Consider the following 20,717-nt stretch of genomic DNA (forward strand, 5'->3'; position numbering starts at 1 on the left):
CCGTTGCGCCGGGGCCCGAGCTCGAACCGATCACACCACCGCGAGCGGCAATGCGGTCGGGTGCACCGGAGCGGGAAGGTCCGAAGCGCCGGTCAGGAAGGTGTCCACCGCGGCCGCCACCGAGCGGCCTTCCGCGATGGCCCACACGACCAGCGACGCGCCGCGGTGGGCGTCGCCGCAGACGAAGACCCCGGGGGTTTCCGTCTGCCAGTCCGCGCCGCACGACAGGGTGCCGCGGCGGGTCAGGGTCAGGTCGAGGCCTTCCAGCAGCGGCATTTCCTCGACGCCTTCGAAGCCGATCGCCAGCAGGACCAGGTCCGCGGGCAGCGTTTCGACCGCGTCGTTCACCGGGATGACCTCGCGGCGGCCGGTTTCCGGGTCCTTCTGCACGCGGACTTCCTGCAGTTCCACGGCTTTGACGCGCCCGTTGCCGTCGTCGACGAACTGCTTGACCGCCACCGCGAACTTCCGCTCGCCCGCCTCCTCGTGCGCGGGGTAGGTGCGCAGGATGTAGGGCCAGGTCGGCCACGGCGAACGCTCGTCGTCGCGGATTTCCGGCGGCGTCGGGTACTGGTCGAGCTGCGTCACCGACAGCGCGCCCTGCCGGGTGGCGGTGCCGTAGGAGTCCGCGCCGGTGTCGCCGCCGCCGATGATCACGACGTGCTTGCCGTTCGCGTCGACCGGGGACGGCCCGTCGCCCTCCACGAACTTGTTGGCGGGCACCAGGTGTTCCATCGCCAGGTGGATGCCCTGCAGCGAACGGCCCGGCGTGGTGCGGTCGTCGCGGCCGCGCAGGGCGCCGACGGCGAGCACCACCGCGTCGTATTGCGCGCGCAGGTCTTCCACCGACAGGTCGACGCCGACCTCGCAGCCGGTGACGAACTTCGTGCCCTCCTTGCGCAGCTGCGCGAGCCGCCGGTCCAGGACCTTCTTCTCCATTTTGAACTCGGGAATCCCGTACCGCAGCAGGCCGCCGAGCCGGTCGTCCCGTTCGAACACGGTGACCTCGTGACCCGCGCGGGTCAGCTGCTGCGCCGCGGCGAGCCCGGCCGGGCCGGAGCCGACGACGGCCACCTTGCGGCCCGAGGACACCTCGGAGACCTGCGGCTGCACGTATCCGGCTTCCCACGACTGCGCCGCGATCGTCTCCTCGACGCGCTTGATCGCCACCGGCCCGCCGGACAGCGGCGAGATCGACAGCACGCAGCCCGCCTCGCACGGCGCGGGGCACAGCTTCCCGGTGAACTCCGGGAAATTGTTGGTGGCGTGCAAGCGATCGCTGGCCGCCGCCCAGTCGCCGCGGCGGACGAGGTCGTTCCATTCCGGGATCAGATTGCCCAGCGGACAGCCGGAACCGCCGGAGTGGCAGAACGGGATGCCGCAGTCCATGCAGCGCGACGCCTGCGTGCGCACCTGCTCGTTGCGCTCTTCGGGCGCGACGTCCGCGTAGACCTCGCCCCACGAGGAAAGCCGTTCCTCATAGGACTTCTTCTTCGGTTCTTGCCGTTCGTGCTTCAGAAAACCGGTGGGGTCAGCCACGAGCCGCCTCCATGATCGCTTCGTCGACATCGCGGCCGGCAGCGCGCGCTGCCTTCGCCGCATCGAGGACCCGCTGGTAGTCGCGCGGCATCACCTTGGTGAACGCCGCCGCGCGCCGGGTCCAGTCGCCCAGGAGCGACGCGGCCACGGCCGAGCGGGTGAGGTCGTGATGCTGCTGCACGATCTGCTTGAGCCAGGCCAGATCCTCCGGCGCGGGCGGAAGCAGGTCCACCATCTCCCGGTTGACCTTCGCCGGGTCCAGGTCGAGCACGTACGCGCTGCCGCCGGACATGCCGGCCGCCAGGTTCCGCCCGGTCGGGCCGAGCACCACCGCGCGGCCGCCGGTCATGTACTCGAACGCGTGGTCGCCCACGCCCTCGGCCACGACCGTCGCGCCGGAGTTGCGGACGCAGAACCGCTCGCCGACCTGCCCGCGCAGGAACAGCTCGCCCGACGTCGCGCCGTAGGCCAGCGTGTTGCCCGCGATCGTCTGCTGTTCGGCGGCGAAGCTCGCTTCCGGATGCGGGCGGACCACGATCCGGCCGCCGGACAGGCCCTTGCCGACGTAGTCGTTGGCGTCGCCGACCATTTCCAGCGTGATGCCGCGCGGCAGGAACGCGCCGAGCGACTGCCCGGCCGAACCGGTGAGCCGCACGTGGATCGTGCCCTCGGGCAGGCCCTCGCCGCCGTAGCGGCGGGTGATCTCCGAGCCCAGCAGCGTGCCGACGGTGCGGTTCACGTTGCGCACCGGCAGTTCCAGGCGCACCGGATGCGCGTCCTCCAGCGCCGCCTCGGCGAGCTGGATGAGCGTGCGGTCGAGTGCGTGCGCCAGGCCGTGGTCCTGCTCGCGCACGCGCCGCTTCGCACCGCCGTACGGCGTCTCCGCGGGCATCTCGAAGACCGGGCTGAGGTCGAGCCCGGAGGCCTTCCAGTGCTGCACGGCCTCGTCGGTGTCGAGCATCTCGGCGTGCCCGATCGCCTCGTCGAGCGTCCGGAATCCCAGCTGTGCCAGGGTTTCCCGCACCTCTTCGGCGACGAACTCGAAGTACCGCACCACGTGGTCGGCCTGTCCGGTGTAGCGCTTGCGCAGCTCCGGGCTCTGCGTGGCGACGCCGACCGGGCACGTGTCGAGGTGGCAGACGCGCATCATGATGCAGCCCGCGACCACCAGCGGCGCGGTCGCGAAGCCGTACTCCTCGGCGCCGAGCAGCGCCGCGATCACGACGTCGCGGCCGGTCTTCATCGCACCGTCGACCTGGACCGTGATCCGGTCGCGCAAACCGTTGAGCAGCAACGTCTGCTGCGTTTCGGCGAGCCCGATCTCCCACGGCGTGCCGGCGTGCTTGAGCGAGTTCATCGGCGACGCGCCGGTACCGCCGTCGTGCCCGGAAATGAGCACGACGTCCGCGTGCGCCTTGGACACGCCCGCCGCGACCGTGCCGACGCCCAGCGAGGACACCAGCTTCACGTGGATGCGGGCCTGCTCGTTGGCGTTCTTGAGGTCGTGGATCAGCTGCGCCAGGTCCTCGATGGAGTAGATGTCGTGGTGCGGCGGCGGGGAAATCAGCCCGACGCCCGGCGTCGAATGCCGCGTGCGGGCGATCCACGGGTACACCTTGTTCGGCGGCAGCTGCCCGCCTTCGCCCGGCTTCGCGCCCTGCGCCATCTTGATCTGGATGTCGTCGGCGTTGACGAGGTACTCGCTCGTGACGCCGAACCGGCCCGACGCGACCTGCTTGATCGCGCTGCGCCGCTGCGGGTCGTACAGCCGCTCCGGGTCTTCGCCGCCCTCGCCGGTGTTGGACCGGCCGCCGATGCGGTTCATCGCGATGGCGAGGGTTTCGTGCGCCTCGGCCGAAATCGAGCCGTACGACATCGCCCCGGTGTTGAACCGGCGCAGGATCGCCGACGCGGGTTCGACCTCGTCCAGCGGGATCGGCTCGCGCGCGCCGTCGCGGAACTTGAACAGCCCGCGCAGCGTGCCGCCCTCGCGGTAGAGCCGGTGCACCTCGTCGGTGTACTTGCGGTACACCTCGTCGCGCCCGGTCTTCGACGCGTGCTGCAGCAGGAACACCGTCTCCGGCGTGAACAGGTGCAGTTCGCCCTCGCGGCGGTACGCGTACTCGCCGCCGGTGTCGAGTCCACGATGGACCCGGTCGGTCGGGTTGTCCGGGTACGCCCGGCGGTGCCGCACCGCGACCTCCTCGGCGAGCACCTCCATCCCGACGCCGCCGAGCTTCGACGACGTTCCGGTGAAGTACTCGTCGAGCAGTTCCTGGCTCAGGCCAAGGGATTCGAAGACCTGCGCCGCGGTGTACGCGCCGACCGTCGAAATGCCCATCTTGGACATGATCTTCAAGACGCCCTTGACGAGCGCCTGCACGTAGCTGCGGATCGCCTTCGCCGGCTCGATGCCGGTGATCGCGCCCTGGCTGATCATGTCTTCGATGGTTTCGAAGGCCAGGTACGGGTTCACCGCCGCCGCGCCGTAGCCCAGCAGCAGCGCGATGTGGTGCACCTCGCGGGCGTCGCCGGTCTCCACGACCAGCGCGACGCGCAGCCGCTCCTTGGTGCGCACGAGATGGTGGTGCACCGCGGAAACCAGCAGCAGCGACGGGATCGGCGCCATCCGGTGGTCGGAATCGCGGTCGGACAGCACGAGCGTGCGCGCGCCCGCCGCGATCGCCTCGGACGCGTCGCGCCGCACCCGTTCGATCGCCGCCGCCAGCGCGTCCGCCCCGCCGTCCACTTCGTACAGTCCGGAAAGGACAGTGCAGGCGAAACCGGGCAGATCGCCGTCGTCGTTGATGTGGATGAGCTTGGCCAGCTCGTCGTTGTCGATCACCGGATACGGCAGGTTCAGGTGCCGGCACGACGCGGGCCCCGGCGCGAGCAGGTTGCGCTCCGGCCCCATGATCCGGCTCATCGACGTGACCAGCTCTTCGCGGATCGCGTCCAGCGGCGGGTTGGTCACCTGCGCGAAGTTCTGCTTGAAATAGTCGTACAGCAGCCGGGAGCGCTTGGAGAGCACCGCGACCGGGGTGTCCGACCCCATCGACCCGATCGGCTCGGCCCCGTTGGCGGCCATCGGCGCGAGCAGGATCTTCAGTTCTTCTTCGGTGTAGCCGAAAGCGAGCTGGCGGCGCAGCACCGAATCGTGGCTCTGCACGACGTGGTCGCGGTCGGGCAGCTCGGCGATCTTCAGCAGGCCGGCGTGCAGCCAGTCGCTGTACTGCTGCTTGCGCGCCAGCGCGGACTTGACCTCTTCGTCGTCCACGATCCGGCCCGCGGCGGTGTCCACGAGGAACATCCGGCCCGGCTGCAACCGGCCCTTCGCGACGACGTTTTCCGGTGCCACGTCGAGGACTCCGGCCTCGCTGGCGAGCACCACGCGGTCGTCGGCGGTGCGCCACCAGCGCGCCGGGCGCAGTCCGTTGCGGTCGAGCACCGCGCCGACGAGCGTGCCGTCGGTGAAGGTGACGCACGCCGGGCCGTCCCACGGCTCCATCAGACTGGCGTGGAACTGGTAGAAAGCGCGCCGTTCCGGATCCATCGAGGTGTGGTTCTCCCACGCCTCCGGGATCATCATCAGCACCGCGTGCGGCAGCGAGCGGCCCGCGAGGTGGAGCAGCTCCAGCACCTCGTCGAAGGACGCCGAGTCCGACGCGTCGGCCGAGCAGATCGGGTACAGCCGTGAAAGATCGCCCGGCAGCAGATCGGATTCGAGCAGCGCCTCGCGGGCGCGCATCCGGTTGCGGTTGCCGCGGATCGTGTTGATCTCGCCGTTGTGGGCCACGAACCGGAACGGGTGCGCGAGCGGCCACGACGGGAAAGTGTTGGTGGAGAACCGGGAGTGCACGAGCGCGATCGCGCTGGCGAGCCGGGAATCGCGCAGATCGGAGAAGAACCGCGGCAGCTGCTCGGGCGTGAGCATGCCTTTGTAGACGATCGTGCGCGCGGACAGCGACGGGAAGTACGTGCCGCAGCCGGAAGCGAGGCTCTCGTGCTCGACGCGCTTGCGCAGGCAGAAGGCCAGCCGGTCCAGCTCAAGGCCGGTTTCGCCGTGCGGGGACGACACGAACAGCATCGCGAAGCGCGGCATCACCGAACGCGCGGTGGGGCCGATGTCCGCGCCGTCGGCGTCCACCGGGACCTCGCGCCAGCCGAGGACGGCGAGCCCTTCCTCGGCCGCGATCCGTTCGGCGAGCCCGATCGCCTTGCGGCGCTGCTCGTCGTCGGAGGGCAGGAAAGCGATCCCGGCGGCGTAGGCGCCGGTGGGAGGCAACGGGAAACCCGCCTCGGCGCGCAGCAGTTCGTCGGGCAGCTGCAGCAGGATCCCGGCGCCGTCGCCGCTCGTCGGCTCGGCTCCCGCGGCTCCGCGGTGGTCGAGATTCGTGAGCGCGGCGAGACCGTCGGTGACGATGCCGTGCGTGCGGCGGCCCTGGACGTCGGCGACCATGGCGACGCCGCAGGAATCCTGCTCGGTGTCCGGGTCGTACAGACCCTGCTTGCCGGGGATGGCGGAGAAGATCATGGAAAAGGGACCTCCTTCGTCGTTTCGTGCGGTGGCCGGCGAACCGGCCGCGGGGAGCGCACGGGACGACGATGGCCCGCTTGTTAGCGCGACTTTAACACCTGGGAAACACCCCAGCAGCGCCTCGGAGCTCCCCGAACGGGGAAGAACGGTAACGATCCGGCAGCGCGGAACGACATAGTTCCGGATGGGTCCTGAGATGCTTCGGTCCGCGAAGCATAAGCCCCGGGGCCGCCTCGCGCACCCGGCACGTGACGAAGTCGATGCGCCCGCTTCGTCCCCTTCGCCCGATCTTCCCAGGTAATCGCACAAATTTCGGGGAACCGCCCACGCCCGGTGATCGTCGGTTGCCATAGTGTTCGGCAACCGAATAGCTCACGGGGAGGGCGGTTTCTTTCATGTCCGGCATAGAAGTCGACGTCGAGACGATGAACCAGTACGCCGAGGTGCTCGACAGCCTCCACGAGAAGATCAGCAAGATCAACGACTACATGCGCTCCACCGCGTGCGACACGTCCGGGTTCACCGGCCTGTTCGTGGTGCTGCAGCCAGTGGTGCAGCTGGTCGCGAACCTCTACGGCGGAACGCTCGACTTCGGCCACTCGCGGCTGACCTCGCTTTCGGACGGGGTCAAGCAGGCGGCGCAGGCCTACGCGCACCACGACGCCAATTCCGCGCAGCTGCTCCAGCAGTTCATCGACCAGTTCGACGGCATCGACTCCGGCCGCGGCGCGGCCTGATGCGCATCCGCACCGCACGGTTCTGACGAGGGGGAAAAGACATGGCACGGCACGGCGGAGGGCATGGCGGCGGCCACGGCGGCGGCCACCACTCCGGGGGATCGGGGACGACGCATCCGCCGTCCCATCCCGGCGGCAACCAGCCGCACCCCGGGAACCAGCCGCATCCGGGAAACCAGCCGCATCCCGGCAACCAGCCGCCTCCGGGCGGCCATCAGCCCACCCATCCGGGAGGGAACCAGCACCCCGGCACCGGCCCGGACGGACGCCGTCCGTCCGGAGGGGACGACGGGACGCATCCGAGCGGCACCGGGGGAAACTCCGGCAACGGCAACGGCCGGGACGGTCGCGACGGCCGGGATGGTCGTGATGGCCGGGACGGCCGCGACGGTCGAGATGGCCGCGACGGTCAGGACGGCGGCGACGGCCGGGATGGCCGGGACGGCGGCGGAGAAGGCGGCGACGAGCGGGGCCGCGACCGCGGCAACGAGGGCGGCGACGAAGGCGGCGGCCGGGGCGGCGACGAGGGCGGCTCCGGCAGCGAAGGCGGCGACGGGGGCGGCGAAGGCGGCGACGAGGGCGGTTCCGGCAGCGAGGGCGGTGAAGGCGGCGGCAACGGCGGCGAGGGCGGCACCGGTGCTTCGGGCGGCGAGCCCGGCGGAGTTCCCGGCGCCACCGGCGACTTCGACCGCGGCGATTCGATCGTCGAACTGCTGCAGCCGCCGGAAGACACCTCCGGCGAGGACATCCAGGCGCTGGTGAAGGACGCCGGCGTCGAGGTGATGGCCGTCGAGTGGGTGTACCAGAAGTTCACCGGCACCACGCTCACCCAGCAGTTCATCGAACCGCTCACCGGCGACTTCTCGAAGATGTCGGCCGACGCCGAGGCGTGGCGCAACATCTCCGAGGCGATGAAGGCGTTCTCCGAGGTGATGGTCGCCAACGAGAAGACCGTCAGCGATTCCTGGCACGGCATGGCTTCCTTGGAGCACAAGGCCTACGTGCAGGCCGGGTGGCGGGCCGGGCTCGCCGCCGAGGCCGGGATCGCGTCGCTGATCGCCAAGGGCTTCGACCTGCTGTCGGAAACGTCGCAGAAACTCGCGGCCAAGGCGCTCGACCTGCTGAAGAGCCTGATCGACCGGCTGCTGGTGATGGCCGCGGAGGCGTGCGTCCCGATCGCGGGCTGGATCGCCGACGCGATCACCGCGCTGTCCGAACTGCTCCCGCTGATCAACGCGCTGATCTCGATCATCGAGATGATCCAGGACATCATCACGAAGGTCCAGGACATCTGGAACTCGATCAAGGACATCGGGTCGCAGCTGCAGAAGATCAAGGACGTCGGCAGCATCGGCGATCTCGTCGACATCGCGAAGAACATCGGCGGCGACGTCGGCGACATCAAGGACAACGCCAAGGGCATCGGCCAGGACGCCAAGGACGCCGTGCAGGCGGGCAAGGACGGCGTCAACGAGTCGCGCGAGGCGCACGCGGAAAACCGGCGCTCGCGCGAAGGCGGAGACGACGAAGGCGACCGCACGTCCGGCGACGAGGGGAACGGCGACCGCCGCTCCGGCGACGAGGGCGACCGGTCGCAGGGTTCCGGCGAGCGCGGGCAGAACCAGCGGTCCGAACCGGACGGTCCGCAGCACCAGCCCCCGCAGAACCAGCAGCACCACCAGCCGCCCCAGCAACCGAGCCACCCGCCGTCCCAGCCGAACCACCCGCCCGCGAACCATCCGCCGTCCCATCCGCCCCGGCGCTCGGCGAGCGGCCGGATCCACGGCCGCATCGACTAAGGAGGAACTGCCGAGATGTCCTACCCCGTCACCGCGGACGATTCGTGGAAGACGCCCGAGCTGCGGGAGGCCGAGGCCGCGCTCGACCGGACGGTCCGCAAGTCCCAGCAGCTGCTGAAGGACCTGGAGAAGATCAAGCTCCGCCCGCTGCCCAAAACCGACACCCCGGAACGGATCGAGGCGATCAAGCGGGCCGCCTCGCGTCCGGACGCTCCCGCGCAGCTGCGGCTGATCAAGCGGAAGGTCGACGCGGGCGAATACTCGTGGGAGGACGTCGCCGCGGGCCGGGCCTTCGCCGACCCCGAGGTCCGCGCGCTCGCCGACGAGAAGCTCAGCGAGGCCAAGGACATCCTCGAGGAACTGGAGGAGGGCCAGAGCCCCGAGGAGATCCTCGAAGCGCGCACCGGCGGCGCCGGGAACCCGTTGTCGGACACCGGAAGGTCGACGTATCCGGACACGCCGGACAAGCCCGTCGGGTTCTCCGCCGCGGACCCGCTGGCGACCAGCGGCCGTCCGCAGTCCCCGCCTCCGCCCGCGCCGGAGCCCGCGGAGTACTCGAACGACAATCCGCTCGTCGACCGGACTCCGCCGCCCCCGCCCCCGGCGCCGGCTCCGGAGAAGGAAGCACCGCCCGCTCCGCCTCGGCATCGCGCCCCGGAACCGGAGCCGGAGGACGATTTCGCCGATCCGCTCGCGGATCGAGGCGACCGGCCGAAGCGGTCCGCACCGCAGCCGCCGCCGTCGTCGGGCCGCCGTGCCCGGCGTCAGGACTCCGGCAATGACGACGACTACTTCGGCGGTTCGTTCCTCAGCTGAACCCCGGTGCTGCGAAAAAAGAGGTCCCCGCCCAACCCGGGCGGGGACCTCTTTTTCGGCTCTGCGCCTAAGACTTCTCGGACTTGCCGTTCTCGGCTGGGGAAGACCCGGCGTCCACAGTGTCCTCCGCGGCCTTCTCGTCCGGTTCCGGCTTCTCCCCCGCGTCGCCCGATTCGGGCTCGACGGCGGCGTTCCGCTCGTCTCCCTTGCTGCGCAACGTCTCCGGGGCCTCGCGCGGACCGCGTTTGGCCGCGACGACGAAGTACGCCATCGCGCCGATGAACAGCAGGATCGAGGTCCACACGTTGACCCGCAGGCCGAGGATGTGGTTGGCGGTGTCGGTGCGCATCAGCTCGATCAAGCCGCGGCCGACGGTGTAGCCCGCGACGTACAGCGCGAACGCGCGGCCGTGGCCGAGCTTGAACTTGCGGTCCGCCCACACCACGAGCAGGGCGATCAGCAGGTTCCAGATCAGCTCGTACAGGAACGTCGGGTGCACCGGGCTTTCCGGCAGCGGGATGTGCCCGGTCGCGACGCCGCCGAGGGCGTCCGGGGCGCCGGTGGCCGGGTCGAAGCGCTGGTAGATCTCCAGGCCCCACGGCAGGTCGGTGTGCGCGCCGTACAGCTCCTGGTTGAAGTAGTTGCCGAGCCGCCCGATCGCCTGCGCGACGATGATGCCGGGCGCGATCGCGTCGGCCATCGCGGGCAGCGGGATCCCCCGGCGGCGGCAGGCGATCAGCGCGCCGACGGCGCCGAGCGCGACCGCGCCCCAGATGCCGAGCCCGCCGTCCCAGATGGCGAAGGCGTTCCAGGGGTTCTTGCCCTCGGTGAAGTACAGCTCCGGGTCGGTGATGACGTGGTAGAGCCGGCCGCCGACCAGGCCGAACGGCACCGCGAACACCGCGATGTCGAGCACCGTGCCCTTGGTGCCGCCCCGGGCCTCCCAGCGCCGCTCGCCCCACCAGATCGCGACGATGATGCCGGCGATGATGCAGAGCGCGTACGCCCGAATCGGGATCGGGCCCAGGTGCCAGACGCCTTGGTCGGGGCTCGGGATCGTGGCCAGGAATGCTGCGGAGTACACGCGGCCACCGTAGCGCGTCGGGCCCCGGTCGTGGTCCCGGTGCCGCGGAACCCTTAGTCAAGACCCGGTCACAGCCCGGTCACGGCCGCCTCCGGGTACTCCAGGTCCGAGGCCGCGGCCAGGTATCCGGCGAGCAGCGCGTCCGCGACCTGGCCGACCGCCGCGTCCTCGGGCAGGAACGTTTCGCCGTGCAGGCTGGGCGCGCCCGCGGTCTCGCCGAGTCCGACGAACAGCATCAGGCCGCGGACGCCGTCGCCGCAGTAATGCGCGAAATCGTCCGCGCCGAAAGACCGGAAATCCACGTCCACGTCCGCGCCGCCGCGTTCGAGCCAGGTCCGCGCGGCAGCGGCCAGCGCCGGATCGTTGACCAGGACCGGTTCGCACGGGCTGATCCGGAGGTCGGCAGTGCAGCCGTACGCGCGGGCGGTGGCGTGCACGACCTCGTCAAGCGCCTCCAGCGCACGTTCGCGGTCGCTCGCGCGCATCAGCCGCAGCGATCCGAACGCGGACGCCGAATTCGGCACGACATTCGCCGCGGTGCCCGCGCTGAGCCTGCCGATCGTGCAGACCGCACCGTGCATCGGGTCGATCCGGCGGCTCGCGATCTGCTGCAGGCTCACCACCAGTTGGCTGAGCGCCAGCACCGGGTCGCGCAGCAAATGCGGATACCCCGCGTGCCCGCCTTCGCCGTGCACCACGACCTCGAACTCGTCCGTGGACGCGTTCACCGGCCCCGGCGCGGCCGAAACGACGCCGTACGGCAGCCGCGGCTGGACGTGCGCGCCGATGACGGTGTCGATGCCGCGCTCCTCCAGAATGCCCGATTCGACCAGGTCAAGCGCGCCGGACGGGGACGTTTCCTCACGCGGCTGCAGGATCGCGTACAGCGGACGCGGGAGTTCGACGCGCCGCGCCGCTCGGCAGACCGCGGTCAAGGCGGCGAGGTGGACGTCGTGGCCGCAGGCGTGCATCAGGCCGGTTTTCGCGGCCCATTCGACGCCGGTGCGCTCTATTACCGGGAGCGCGTCGAGCTCGGCACGCAACGCTACGGCTGGGCCGGGGTGCGGTGCGGCGATCTCGATCAGCCGCCCAGTCTTCGCCACGCGCTCGCCTTCACCTAACGCGGCAGCCACGATCCGGGCAGTGTCGTCCTCGTCGCCGGACGCACGCGGGTCGGCGTGAATCCGGTGGCGCAACTCGACCGCAGCGGGCAGTTCCTCGGCCAACGCCGCTCGCCAAGCCTCGACCAGGTCCTTCATTTCCGCTCCAGCCGGTAAATCCGGGCCGCGTTCTCATGGCCAGCCAGGCGGGCCAGCCGGATGGCGTCTACTTCGGACAGTGCGTCGGCGGCGAGGGCGGTGCGGAGGAAGTCGGACAGTCCTTGCCGGAACAGCGCGGTGCCCAGGTGATACAGCTCGGCCAGGCCGAACGCGTCCGTGGAGAACAGCAGCTTCCCGAACGGGGCGAGTTCCAGCGTCTCGGCCAGGATCGCGGGGGCGCGGAAGCCCGCGTTGTGGGTGATGAGGCCTACGTCGACGAAGACGTGCTCGAAGACCTGCGCGAGGTAGGCGGCGTTGCGGTGGAACGGGTAGTTGTGCAGCAGCAGGATCGGGACGCCCGCGTCGCGGGTCGCGCGCAGCAAACCGGTGAGCCGCAAGGGATCGCAGCGGTGGAGGTCGACGTCGGAGTCTCCGTAGCCGACGTGGAACTGCACGGGCAGCCGCCGGTCGATACCGGCCCAGATCAGGTGGCGGTGCAGCACCTCGTCAGCCAGCCGGACCGGTTCGCCCGCCTCGATCCGGGACAGCCAGCGTCCGGCGGCGGCTTCGACCTCGGCCGGAGCCGGACGTTCCCCGGACAGCTCCAGCCCGACCCGGTACGCCGCGATCGACTTCACGCCTACCGTGGTGGCGGTGCGACGGTCGAGTTCGGCAGCGAAGTCCTCGGCGAAACCAGTGGCGCTGGTGCCCCGGATGACGTCTTCGGCGACCTGTTCGAGCCGGACGATGTCGTGCGCGCGGGCGTCGGCCAGTTCCGCGAAGTCTTGCGTGGCGGTGAGGGATTCGGGGAGGAAACCGCCGTCCAGCAAGTAATCCGTGCTGCCGGTGCTGCGAAGGAACCGCCGGTTGACTTCTTGCGCGCCCAGTTCGTCACGGCGCGCGAGATACTCGTCGGCCGGGGCGTGCTTCGGCAGGTCGAGGATCGGCGCACAGCGTTCGCGCACGGCGAGACCAATGAGCGAATCGAAGAGCGACGTCCCCAGCGGCGACACGGTGTCCGCCTCGGTCAGCATCCGCTCGAACCCGTCGCGGTCGACGCCGCCGGTGCGCACGCCGTGGCAGTGGTGATCGACCAGCGGCAGGTCCGCGACGAAATCCAGCAGATCGGTCATGCCTCTCCTTCAGCGAGCCTCTCCCCCACCCTACGGGCGAATCCGGGCGCCAACGCCACCACGACCACAGCCAGCACCAGCACCCCGCCCGCTACCACCGGGAACCATCGCGGCGGGCCCTCGGTCGGGTACGGCACGACGTTGACATACACGGTGTAGCCGAGCAGCACCAGTGCACCGATCGGGAACACCAGATGCCACCACGGCACGCGCATCCGTCGCCGGACGAACAACAGCAGGATCGCGCCGACTGTGGTGAGCAGGTAGATCACCAGCAACAGCAGGGTTCCGATGGATCCGGCCCAGGAGAAGGTGTCGTCCGCGGTCGCGCCGAAGAACACCGCGCACACCAAGATGATCAGTGCTGCCGCGAGTGCGACCACGGTCACCGCGACGGCAGGGATGCCCTTGGCGGAGATCCGGCCGATGCCGCGGCCGTCGAAGGCGTCGCGGCCGAGGGCGAACAGCAGGCGCGAGCCGCCGACCACGCAGGCTAGGCAGCAGCCGAACGCGCTGATCGCGGCACCTGCGCTGATGACGTCGCCGACCCACGGGCCGACGAAGCTGCTGCCCAGGTCGCCCAGCAGCGACGGGGAGTCGTGGAACGCGGTGGCGTTGCCGCCGAAGGCCATCATCTCGACGGCGGTCACGAGGACGAAGTAGGCGCCGCCGAAGATGGCCGTGCCGAGGATCGCGCGTGGGATGTTGCGACGCGGGTCTCGGGTTTCCTCGCCGAGCGTCGCGGCGGCCTCGAAACCGGCGAACGACAGGAAACCGAACACCGCGCCGAGGAAAATGCCGGAGATTCCGGTGTCCGGCACGAAAACCTGGAGGGTGAAGCGGCCGCTGGGGGCGTCGCCCGCGATCAAACGGACCAGGATGACCACGGTGACCAGCAGAATGAGCGCGATGGTCGCGCCCTCGACGGCGAGCAGCGTGCTGGTGCCGCGGCGGGCCGGGGCGACCGCGAGCAGCCAGCTGCCGACCAGCGCGACCGCGGTCAGCACGAACGGCCCCCACGACGGCGGATGCGGCCAGATCCCGACCTGCGTCAGGAACGCCGTGCCCAGCACGCCCGCGGCGGAACTGGTGACCACCGCGTAGAAGGTGTACGTGCCGAGAAGCCCGATCCCGGACACCACGCCCGCGCGCGGGCCGAGGGTCGCGCCGACGAAGGCGTAGACCGATCCGGCGTGCTGGTAGTGCCGGCAGAGCTGGACGAAGCCGTACGCGACCAGCAGCACTCCCGCCGCCGAAAGCAGGAACGCCAGCGGCACCGCGCGTCCGGCGGCCGCGGCTGTTTGCTGTGGATTGATGTTCGCGGCCATGCTGGGTGCCATGAGCGCGACGGACAACCCGACGGCCTGCCAGACTGACAGGGTGCGCCGCAATTCGGGACGGTCTCCGGACACGGATGCGCTCCTTTCCCCGCGGAGTACACAGTGAACATCCGAGGCGGCGCGGACAACCAGCGCCGACTGGCTGAACCTCGTCCGGTATCGAAGGAGCGCGCCTTGCCGTCCACCCCCTCGCACCTCGACCGCGACCGGCTCGCGGAACTCGGCGCTGCCGCCGCCGGCCGGATGAAGGAAGCGGGCGTCGAGCTCGTCGCGCTGAGTTTCGTGGACAACTCCGGGATTTCGCGGGTCAAAGCCGTCCCGGTGGCGAGGCTGGCGACGGTCGCGGCGTGGGGCGTCGGCGCGTCCAATTCGTTCGACTTCTTCCTCGGCACCGACAGCATCGCGAACGGCGAGCACTCCCTCGGACCGGTCGGCGACCTGCGGCTGCATCCCGACCTCGACGCGCTCACCGTCCTCGCCGCCCAACCCGGCTGGGCGTGGGCCCCGGCGTGGCGGTACGACCAGGACGGACAGCCGCACCCGCAGGACACCCGCGCGCTCGCCGCGACCGCCGTGGCCCAGCTCGCCGACCGCGGCCTGACCGCGCGGATGGCGTTCGAACTGGAGTGGATCGCGACCGACGCGGACGGGGTCCCGCTGCCCGGACCGGCTTACGGATACTCCCGGTTGAGCGCGAACCACGAGTACCTGCGTGCTCTTGTGTCCACTTTGGAGCGTTGCGGGGTGACAGTGGAGCAGATCCACCCGGAGTACGCGGCGGGCCAGTTCGAACTGTCGATCGCGGCGACGGATCCCTTGCGGGCAGCCGATTTAGCCGTGCTGACAAGGGAAACCATGCGGACGGTGACCGCCGCGCACGGGTTGCGCGCGTCGTTCACGCCGAAGTTCGAACCCGGCGGCGTCGGCAATGGCGGGCACGTGCATTTGAGTCTTTGGGACGGCGACCGGAATCTGTGCGCGGGCGGGACCGGCGCGTTCGGGTTGACCTCGACCGCGGAATCCTTCGGTGCGGGGATTTTCCGCCGATTGCCCGCGTTGCTGGCGGTGGGCGCGCCGTCGGTGGTCAGCTATCTGCGGCTGGAACCGCACCACTGGGCAGGCGTGTTTACCGCGTGGGGACTGGAAAACCGCGAAGCACCGCTGCGGCTGATCCGCGGCGCGGCCGGACAGCGCGACACGGCGGCGAATCTGGAGGTCAAGTGCTTCGACCTCACCGCGAACCCGTACCTGGTGGTGGCTGGCCTGCTTTTCGCCGGACTGGCGGGGATCGACGCCGAGGCGCGCCTGCCAGAACCGGTCAGCGTGGATCCAGGCTCGCTCTCCCCTGCTGACGCCGCCGCGGCCGGAGTCGCCCGGTTGCCGAAGTCGTTGTCGGAGGCGGTCGACGCGTTCGAGGCCGACGAGGTGCTGCGGACGGCGTTCGGACCCCAGCTGGCCACCACGTTGGCGGACGTGCGCCGCGCCGAGGTGGCCGAGCTGGGATCGCTGGAGCCCGCGGAATTGTGCCGGGCAATGCGTTTCCTGCACTGAACCCGCTCAACGAAGCAAGGCCGCCACCCGGGACTGCAATTCCGGCAGCATCGCGTACAGCTTGTCGCCCGGGCAATCCGTGTTGTAGAAGTCGCGGTGTCCCTTGATTTCCTTCACCGGGATGCCGTACTGACGGCATACGTACGCCACGAACACGACCAGCGAATCGAACTGTGCCTTCGGCGGGGCGACCTGCATGTAGGTGCCCTCGTTCTCGATGCCGATCGCGTTGTCGTTCTGGCCAGGGCAATGCGCCGCGCGGACGATCTTTTTGCCGCTGCGCAACGCATCCAGGCTGCCGTGGCGGCCTTCGAGGCGATAGCCGCCGCGGGAGACCGTGAAGTGCTGGCCGGTGTCGGACCAGCCGTTGTTATCGATGTGATCAGCTTGGTCGTCGCGCGCGACCTGAAACGCGTGCTCGAGCGAGTAGTCGGTGCTGTTGGGGCAGTCGATGTGGTGGATGAGCACGCGGTTGGCGGGATGGTCGAGCGTGGTGAGCGGATCCGCGGGCGGGCGCGCACCCCATTCGGCACAGCTGTAGATGCGCGGCGCGTCGGCGGCGTCCGCGAGACCGGGCAGCACGAGCCCCGCCGCCGCGGCAGCGCTCACGCCGGCCGCCCCGCGCAGGAACGTCCTCCGGGGAACTTGTCCGATGTCGAAAGCCATGCGCCGCACTGTGCGCGGACGGCGTACACGATGCGTACAACTGGCCGCTCAAGCCCGCAGATCCAGCTCCGCGGGAAACGGTTCGGCCAGGGTGAGCACCCCGCCTTCGCTCTTCGCGTGCGGCAGGTAGTCGCCGTCGGAAAGCGCGTAGACGGTGGCGGCTTCCTGCTCCGGATCGACGAGCAGGTAGTACGGGATGAGGGCTTCGGCGTAGAGGGCTTTCTTGAAGATCCGGTCCTGCACCCTGGTGGAGGGCGATTCGATCTCCGCGGCCAGCAACACCTCGGACGCCGGGTACCAGGTCGTCGCGACGTCCGGGCAGGTGACGATCACGAAGTCCGGGATCAGCAGCCGAGTTTCGCCGCAACGGACATTGACTCCGGGGAGCAGTTCAAGATCGTCCGGCAGCTTCGGCACCATCGCCAGCTGGAGCCGCTGTAGCAACCGCTGGTGCAATGAGGTCGGGGCGGGGCTCATGAGGAGCGCCCCGTCAACCGCCTCGATCCGGGTGCCGAGAAGCTGTTCTTCCGGCAGCGCAAGCACTTCCGAAAGCCACGGAGCAGCAGGTTGGCCGGTGTCGTGCTCAGCAGGTGCTGACATGCGAAGTCACCTCCACCCGCGCTTGATCTCTCGTGCCAAGTCCAGTCTGCCATAGCCGTCGCACTCCCCCTCGATTCTTCTGCATACCGAGAGAGTACGAACGACCACCGACAGTTTCCGGCGACCGACCCGTGATCAGGCCGGAGCGACCGCCTCGCGCACGCCCTTCGCCAGCTCCGCGGCCAGCTTCGCCACGCCGTCCGGACCGTCCGCCGCAGCCGTGACCAGTGCGGATCCGACGATCACCGCGTCCGCGAACCCGGCCACCTGGGCGGCCTGCTCGCGCGACCGAACCCCGAGCCCTACGCCGATCGGCAGCTCCGTGTGCGCACGGGTTCGCCGCACCAGGTCCTCCGCGTGCACACCCACCGCGTCGCGGGCGCCGGTCACGCCCATCACCGCGGTCGCGTACACGAAGCCCGACGAGGCCGCCGTGGTTTTCGCCAGGCGCTCCTCCGACGACGACGGCGCGACCAGGAAGATCCGGTCCAAGCCGTGTTCCGTAGACGCGGCCATCCACTCGTCCGCCTCGTCCGGGATCAAGTCCGGCGTGATCAGGCCCAGCCCGCCGGCCGACGCCAGGTCGCGCGCGAACGCGTCGACCCCGTAGCGGTGCACCGGGTTCCAGTACGTCATCACGACCGCGCGGCCGCCGCGCGCGGACACCGATTCCACGACCTCGAACAGCTGCTTCAGCCGGAATCCGCTGGCGAGCGCCGACTCGGCGGCCGCCTGGATGGTGGGGCCGTCCATGACCGGGTCGGAGTACGGGACGCCGACCTCGACCAGGTCCGCTCCGCCGTCGATCGTCGCGGCCAGCAGGTCCTTCGACCCGTCCACGGAGGGGAATCCGGCGGGCAGGTAGCCGACCAGCGCGGCCCGGTGTTCCGCCCGCGTCGCCGCGAACAGCTCGTCGAGGCCGCTCACTTGCCCTCCCCGTCCACGAGCCCGAACCACTGGGCCGCGGTGTCCATGTCCTTGTCGCCCCGGCCCGACAGGTTGACCACGATCAGCCCGTCCGGGCCCAGCTCGCGGCCCAGTTCCAGGGCCCCGGCCAGCGCGTGCGCCGATTCGATCGCCGGGATGATGCCCTCGGTGCGCGACAGCAGCCGGAAGGCGTCCATCGCGGCCGCGTCGGTGACCGGGCGATACTCGGCGCGGCCGGAGTCCTTGAGCCACGCGTGCTCCGGGCCGACGCCCGGGTAGTCGAGCCCGGCGGAGATCGAATGCGATTCGACCGTCTGGCCGTCCTCGTCCTGCAGCAGGTACGACATCGCGCCGTGCAGGTTGCCCGGGCTGCCCTTGGTGAGCGTCGCGCCGTGCCGGTTCCCCTCGATGCCCTCGCCGCCCGGCTCGAGGCCGACCAGCCGCACCGACGGGTCGTCGTAGAAGCCGGAGAAGATGCCGATGGCGTTGGACCCGCCGCCGACGCACGCCGCGACGACGTCCGGCAGCCTGCCCGCCTTCTCCAGGATCTGCGCCCGCGCCTCCTCGCCGATGACGTGGTGGAAGTTGCGCACCATCATCGGGAACGGCGACGGACCGGCGGCGGTGCCGAAGAGGTAGTGCGTGGTGTCGGCGTTGGTGACCCAGTCGCGCAGCGCCTCGTTGATCGCGTCCTTGAGCGTGCGCGACCCGGTCTTCACCGGGATGACCTCGGCGCCGAGCAGCTTCATCCGCGCCACGTTCAGCGACTGCCGCTCGGTGTCGACCTCGCCCATGTACACGACGCAGTCGAGGCCCAGCAGCGCGCACGCGGTGGCCGTGGCGACGCCGTGCTGGCCCGCGCCGGTCTCCGCGATGACGCGCTTCTTGCCCATCCGCACGGTGAGCAGTGCCTGGCCCAGCACGTTGTTGATCTTGTGCGAACCGGTGTGGTTGAGGTCCTCGCGCTTGAGGAACACCCGCGCGCCGCCGGCGTGCTCGCCGAACCGCTTGGCCTCGGTGAGCAGCGACGGACGGCCCGCGTACTCGGTGAGCAGCCGGTTCAGCTCATTGGTGAACGCGGGGTCGTGGCGGGCCTTCTCGTACTCCGCCGCGACCTCGTCGACCACGCCGATCAGCGCTTCCGGCATGAACCGGCCGCCGTACGGGCCGTAGTAGCCGCGCTCGTCCGGGTCGTGCTTGCTTCGTTCGGTCACCGCGAGGGCCTCGGGCAGGCGGGGTGCGAACCGGCGGTGACGAGCTTGACGACCGCGCCCTTCGGGTCTCCGGAGGCGACCAGGCCCTCGCCGACGAGCACCGCGTCCGCGCCGTGGCCGGCGTACGACATCAGGTCGCCCGGGCCGCGGACGCCGGACTCGGCGACCTTGAACACGTCCATCGGCAGGCCGGGCGCGAGGCGGGAGAACACGTCGCGGTCCACTTCGAGGGTGTGCAGGTTGCGCGCGTTGACGCCGATGACCTTCGCGCCCGCTTCGAGCGCGCGGTCGGCCTCCTCGGCGTTGTGGATCTCCACGAGCGCGGTCATGCCGAGCGATTCGACGCGGTCGAGCAGCGCGGCGAGCGCGTTCTGCTCCAGCGCGGCGACGATCAGCAGCACCATGTCCGCGCCGTGCAGCCGGGCCTCGTGCACCTGGTACGGGCTGACGATGAAGTCCTTGCGCAGCACGGGAATGTCGACCGCGGCGCGCACCGCGTCGAGGTCGGCGAGCGAGCCGCCGAAGCGGCGCTGCTCGGTGAGCACGCTGATCACGCGCGCGCCGGCGTCCTCGTAGTCGCGGGCCAGCGCGGCCGGGTCGGGAATCGTGGCCAGCTCGCCCTTGGACGGGCTGCGCCGCTTCACCTCGGCGATGACGCCGATGCCGGATTCGCGCAGCGCGGACATCACGTCACGCGGCGGGACGGCCTTGGCCGCCCTTGCCTTCAGTTCGTCGAACGGCAGCGCGGATTCCCGCTGCGCGAGGTCCTCGCGCACGCCGGCGACGATGTCTTCGAGCACGCTCATCGGACGCCCCTACTCGCTGCCGCACTCCTGGGTCCACTCGCAAGCTCGCTCACAAAAACCTTCCCCTTCCCGCCGAAACGATGCTAACCCCCGCTCGATGACCGGCCGGTTCCGGGTTGCTCAGCGCCGCGGATCCGGCGGATCGGTCGGGTCGTCCCCCTCCGACAACGCCTCCCACAGCTCGGTGTCCGGATCCTTGCGCGCCGCCTTGGCTCCCGGCGCGGCGTAACGGGCCCCGAGCTTCCGCGCGGCGCCCGCCCACTTGATCGCTGCCAACCCGCCGAGCGCGACGAGAATTCCGCCGAGCACGGCGATCAGGTGGCCGAGCACGATTTCCGTGCCGGGCAGACCCGGTGCGAACCCGCCGAACTTGATCCCGTCGACGCCGTTCCAGACGCCCGCCGCACCGGCGAGCACCAGCACGATCCCGAGCGCCCGGCGCAGCCAGCCGCCGGTCGCGACCGCCCCGGCGACGCCCGCGAGCGCCAGGAGCGCCAGCGGCACGAGCGCGGTGGCGCGCTGTTCGCCGGGTTCGGTGTACAGGACGGTGCCGCGCACGCCCTCGTCGCGGAATTCGGCGAACCACACCATCCGGGACGCTCCCCACAGCGCCAGCGCGCCGAGCAGGAGGGCGAGAATGATCGTCCACAGTGGACGCTTCGCCTTCGCCCCGTTCGCGGGCCGGGGTTCCGGGCCCGCCGCTTCCGCC

General features: G+C 70.4%; 16 protein-coding genes. 4 read left to right on the forward strand and 12 right to left on the reverse strand.

Features of this window, described 5'->3' with window-relative positions; genetic code table 11:
* Nucleotides 1-30: 30 nt before the first annotated feature.
* A complete protein-coding gene (locus tag EIZ44_RS19760) occupies nt 31-1,539 on the reverse strand; it encodes a glutamate synthase subunit beta (protein WP_134730336.1) in 1,509 nt (502 codons plus the stop codon).
* On the reverse strand, nt 1,532-6,073 hold the full coding sequence (gltB, locus tag EIZ44_RS19765) for a glutamate synthase large subunit (RefSeq protein WP_134730338.1): 4,542 nt from the start codon (nt 6,071-6,073) through the stop codon (nt 1,532-1,534). The genes EIZ44_RS19760 and gltB overlap by 8 nt, the downstream gene beginning before the upstream one ends.
* 398 nt (nt 6,074-6,471) lie before the next feature.
* Between gltB and EIZ44_RS19770 the strand changes: the two genes are divergently transcribed.
* The 3 genes from EIZ44_RS19770 to EIZ44_RS19785 are packed head-to-tail and all read left to right on the forward strand — an operon-like array spanning nt 6,472 to nt 9,428.
* Nucleotides 6,472-6,813: a hypothetical protein gene (locus EIZ44_RS19770; protein ID WP_037809678.1), complete on the forward strand. Its 342-nt coding sequence runs from the start codon at nt 6,472-6,474 to the stop codon at nt 6,811-6,813.
* A gap of 41 nt (nt 6,814-6,854) precedes the next feature.
* Entirely contained in the window at nt 6,855-8,612 is a 1,758-nt protein-coding gene (locus tag EIZ44_RS44780; RefSeq protein ID WP_167754210.1) for a hypothetical protein, read from the forward strand.
* A 15-nt stretch (nt 8,613-8,627) separates the two neighbouring features.
* Nucleotides 8,628-9,428, forward strand: coding sequence for a hypothetical protein (locus EIZ44_RS19785; protein ID WP_134730342.1), 801 nt, complete (start codon nt 8,628-8,630; stop codon nt 9,426-9,428).
* 67 nt (nt 9,429-9,495) lie between these two features.
* Here the strand turns inward: EIZ44_RS19785 and lgt are convergent, their stop codons facing one another.
* The 4 genes from lgt to EIZ44_RS19805 all read right to left on the reverse strand — a co-directional run bounded on the left by lgt (nt 9,496) and on the right by EIZ44_RS19805 (nt 14,316).
* Entirely contained in the window at nt 9,496-10,512 is a 1,017-nt protein-coding gene (lgt, locus tag EIZ44_RS19790; protein ID WP_134730344.1) for a prolipoprotein diacylglyceryl transferase, read from the reverse strand.
* Between the two features lie 68 nt (nt 10,513-10,580).
* Nucleotides 10,581-11,771 (reverse strand): M20 metallopeptidase family protein, encoded by a 1,191-nt coding sequence (locus EIZ44_RS19795; RefSeq protein WP_037809673.1) that lies wholly within the window; start codon nt 11,769-11,771, stop codon nt 10,581-10,583.
* Nucleotides 11,768-12,904, reverse strand: coding sequence for an amidohydrolase family protein (locus EIZ44_RS19800; RefSeq protein ID WP_134730346.1), 1,137 nt, complete (start codon nt 12,902-12,904; stop codon nt 11,768-11,770). The genes EIZ44_RS19795 and EIZ44_RS19800 overlap by 4 nt, the downstream gene beginning before the upstream one ends.
* Nucleotides 12,901-14,316, reverse strand: a complete 1,416-nt coding sequence (locus EIZ44_RS19805; protein ID WP_134730348.1) for an APC family permease — start codon at nt 14,314-14,316, stop codon at nt 12,901-12,903. Before EIZ44_RS19805 ends, EIZ44_RS19800 begins: the two co-directional genes overlap by 4 nt.
* Before the next feature lie 171 nt (nt 14,317-14,487).
* Here EIZ44_RS19805 and EIZ44_RS19810 point away from each other — a divergent pair, with 171 nt between their 5' ends.
* Nucleotides 14,488-15,795, forward strand: coding sequence for a type I glutamate--ammonia ligase (locus tag EIZ44_RS19810; RefSeq protein WP_205673235.1), 1,308 nt, complete (start codon nt 14,488-14,490; stop codon nt 15,793-15,795).
* A gap of 6 nt (nt 15,796-15,801) precedes the next feature.
* Here the strand turns inward: EIZ44_RS19810 and EIZ44_RS19815 are convergent, their stop codons facing one another.
* The 6 genes from EIZ44_RS19815 to EIZ44_RS19840 form a co-directional block, all read right to left on the reverse strand.
* The gene (locus EIZ44_RS19815) at nt 15,802-16,461 is read right to left on the reverse strand and encodes a peptidoglycan recognition protein family protein (protein ID WP_037809668.1); all 660 of its coding nucleotides are present in this window, start codon (nt 16,459-16,461) and stop codon (nt 15,802-15,804) included.
* Nucleotides 16,462-16,509: 48 nt separating this feature from the next.
* On the reverse strand, nt 16,510-17,061 hold the full coding sequence (locus EIZ44_RS19820) for a Uma2 family endonuclease (RefSeq protein WP_037809666.1): 552 nt from the start codon (nt 17,059-17,061) through the stop codon (nt 16,510-16,512).
* A gap of 135 nt (nt 17,062-17,196) precedes the next feature.
* Nucleotides 17,197-17,988, reverse strand: coding sequence for a tryptophan synthase subunit alpha (gene trpA / locus EIZ44_RS19825; RefSeq protein WP_037809663.1), 792 nt, complete (start codon nt 17,986-17,988; stop codon nt 17,197-17,199).
* The gene (gene trpB, locus EIZ44_RS19830; RefSeq protein WP_439098609.1) at nt 17,985-19,202 is read right to left on the reverse strand and encodes a tryptophan synthase subunit beta; all 1,218 of its coding nucleotides are present in this window, start codon (nt 19,200-19,202) and stop codon (nt 17,985-17,987) included. Before trpB ends, trpA begins: the two co-directional genes overlap by 4 nt.
* Nucleotides 19,199-20,008 carry an indole-3-glycerol phosphate synthase TrpC gene (trpC, locus tag EIZ44_RS19835; protein ID WP_043828938.1) on the reverse strand — a complete coding sequence of 270 codons (810 nt, stop codon included), beginning with the start codon at nt 20,006-20,008 and terminating at the stop codon, nt 19,199-19,201. Before trpC ends, trpB begins: the two co-directional genes overlap by 4 nt.
* A 120-nt stretch (nt 20,009-20,128) precedes the next feature.
* Nucleotides 20,129-20,647 (reverse strand): Trp biosynthesis-associated membrane protein, encoded by a 519-nt coding sequence (locus EIZ44_RS19840; protein ID WP_051728716.1) that lies wholly within the window; start codon nt 20,645-20,647, stop codon nt 20,129-20,131.
* Nucleotides 20,648-20,717 lie beyond the last annotated feature (70 nt).

It is taken from the genome of Amycolatopsis nivea (genome assembly GCF_004522235.1).
GTDB classification, from domain to species: domain Bacteria; phylum Actinomycetota; class Actinomycetes; order Mycobacteriales; family Pseudonocardiaceae; genus Amycolatopsis; species Amycolatopsis nivea.

Excerpts from the sequence above, each read along its gene's own strand:
- gltB (WP_134730338.1), bottom strand. The coding sequence starts at position 6,073 with ATGATCTTCTCCGCCATCCCCGGCAAGCAGGGTCTGTACGACCCGGAC.
- EIZ44_RS19770 (WP_037809678.1), top strand. The coding sequence starts at position 6,472 with ATGTCCGGCATAGAAGTCGACGTCGAGACGATGAACCAGTACGCCGAG.
- EIZ44_RS44780 (WP_167754210.1), top strand. The coding sequence starts at position 6,855 with ATGGCACGGCACGGCGGAGGGCATGGCGGCGGCCACGGCGGCGGCCAC.
- EIZ44_RS19785 (WP_134730342.1), top strand. The coding sequence starts at position 8,628 with ATGTCCTACCCCGTCACCGCGGACGATTCGTGGAAGACGCCCGAGCTG.
- EIZ44_RS19795 (WP_037809673.1), bottom strand. The coding sequence starts at position 11,771 with ATGAAGGACCTGGTCGAGGCTTGGCGAGCGGCGTTGGCCGAGGAACTG.
- EIZ44_RS19800 (WP_134730346.1), bottom strand. The coding sequence starts at position 12,904 with ATGACCGATCTGCTGGATTTCGTCGCGGACCTGCCGCTGGTCGATCAC.
- EIZ44_RS19810 (WP_205673235.1), top strand. The coding sequence starts at position 14,488 with ATGAAGGAAGCGGGCGTCGAGCTCGTCGCGCTGAGTTTCGTGGACAAC.
- EIZ44_RS19815 (WP_037809668.1), bottom strand. The coding sequence starts at position 16,461 with ATGGCTTTCGACATCGGACAAGTTCCCCGGAGGACGTTCCTGCGCGGG.
- EIZ44_RS19820 (WP_037809666.1), bottom strand. The coding sequence starts at position 17,061 with ATGTCAGCACCTGCTGAGCACGACACCGGCCAACCTGCTGCTCCGTGG.
- trpC (WP_043828938.1), bottom strand. The coding sequence starts at position 20,008 with ATGAGCGTGCTCGAAGACATCGTCGCCGGCGTGCGCGAGGACCTCGCG.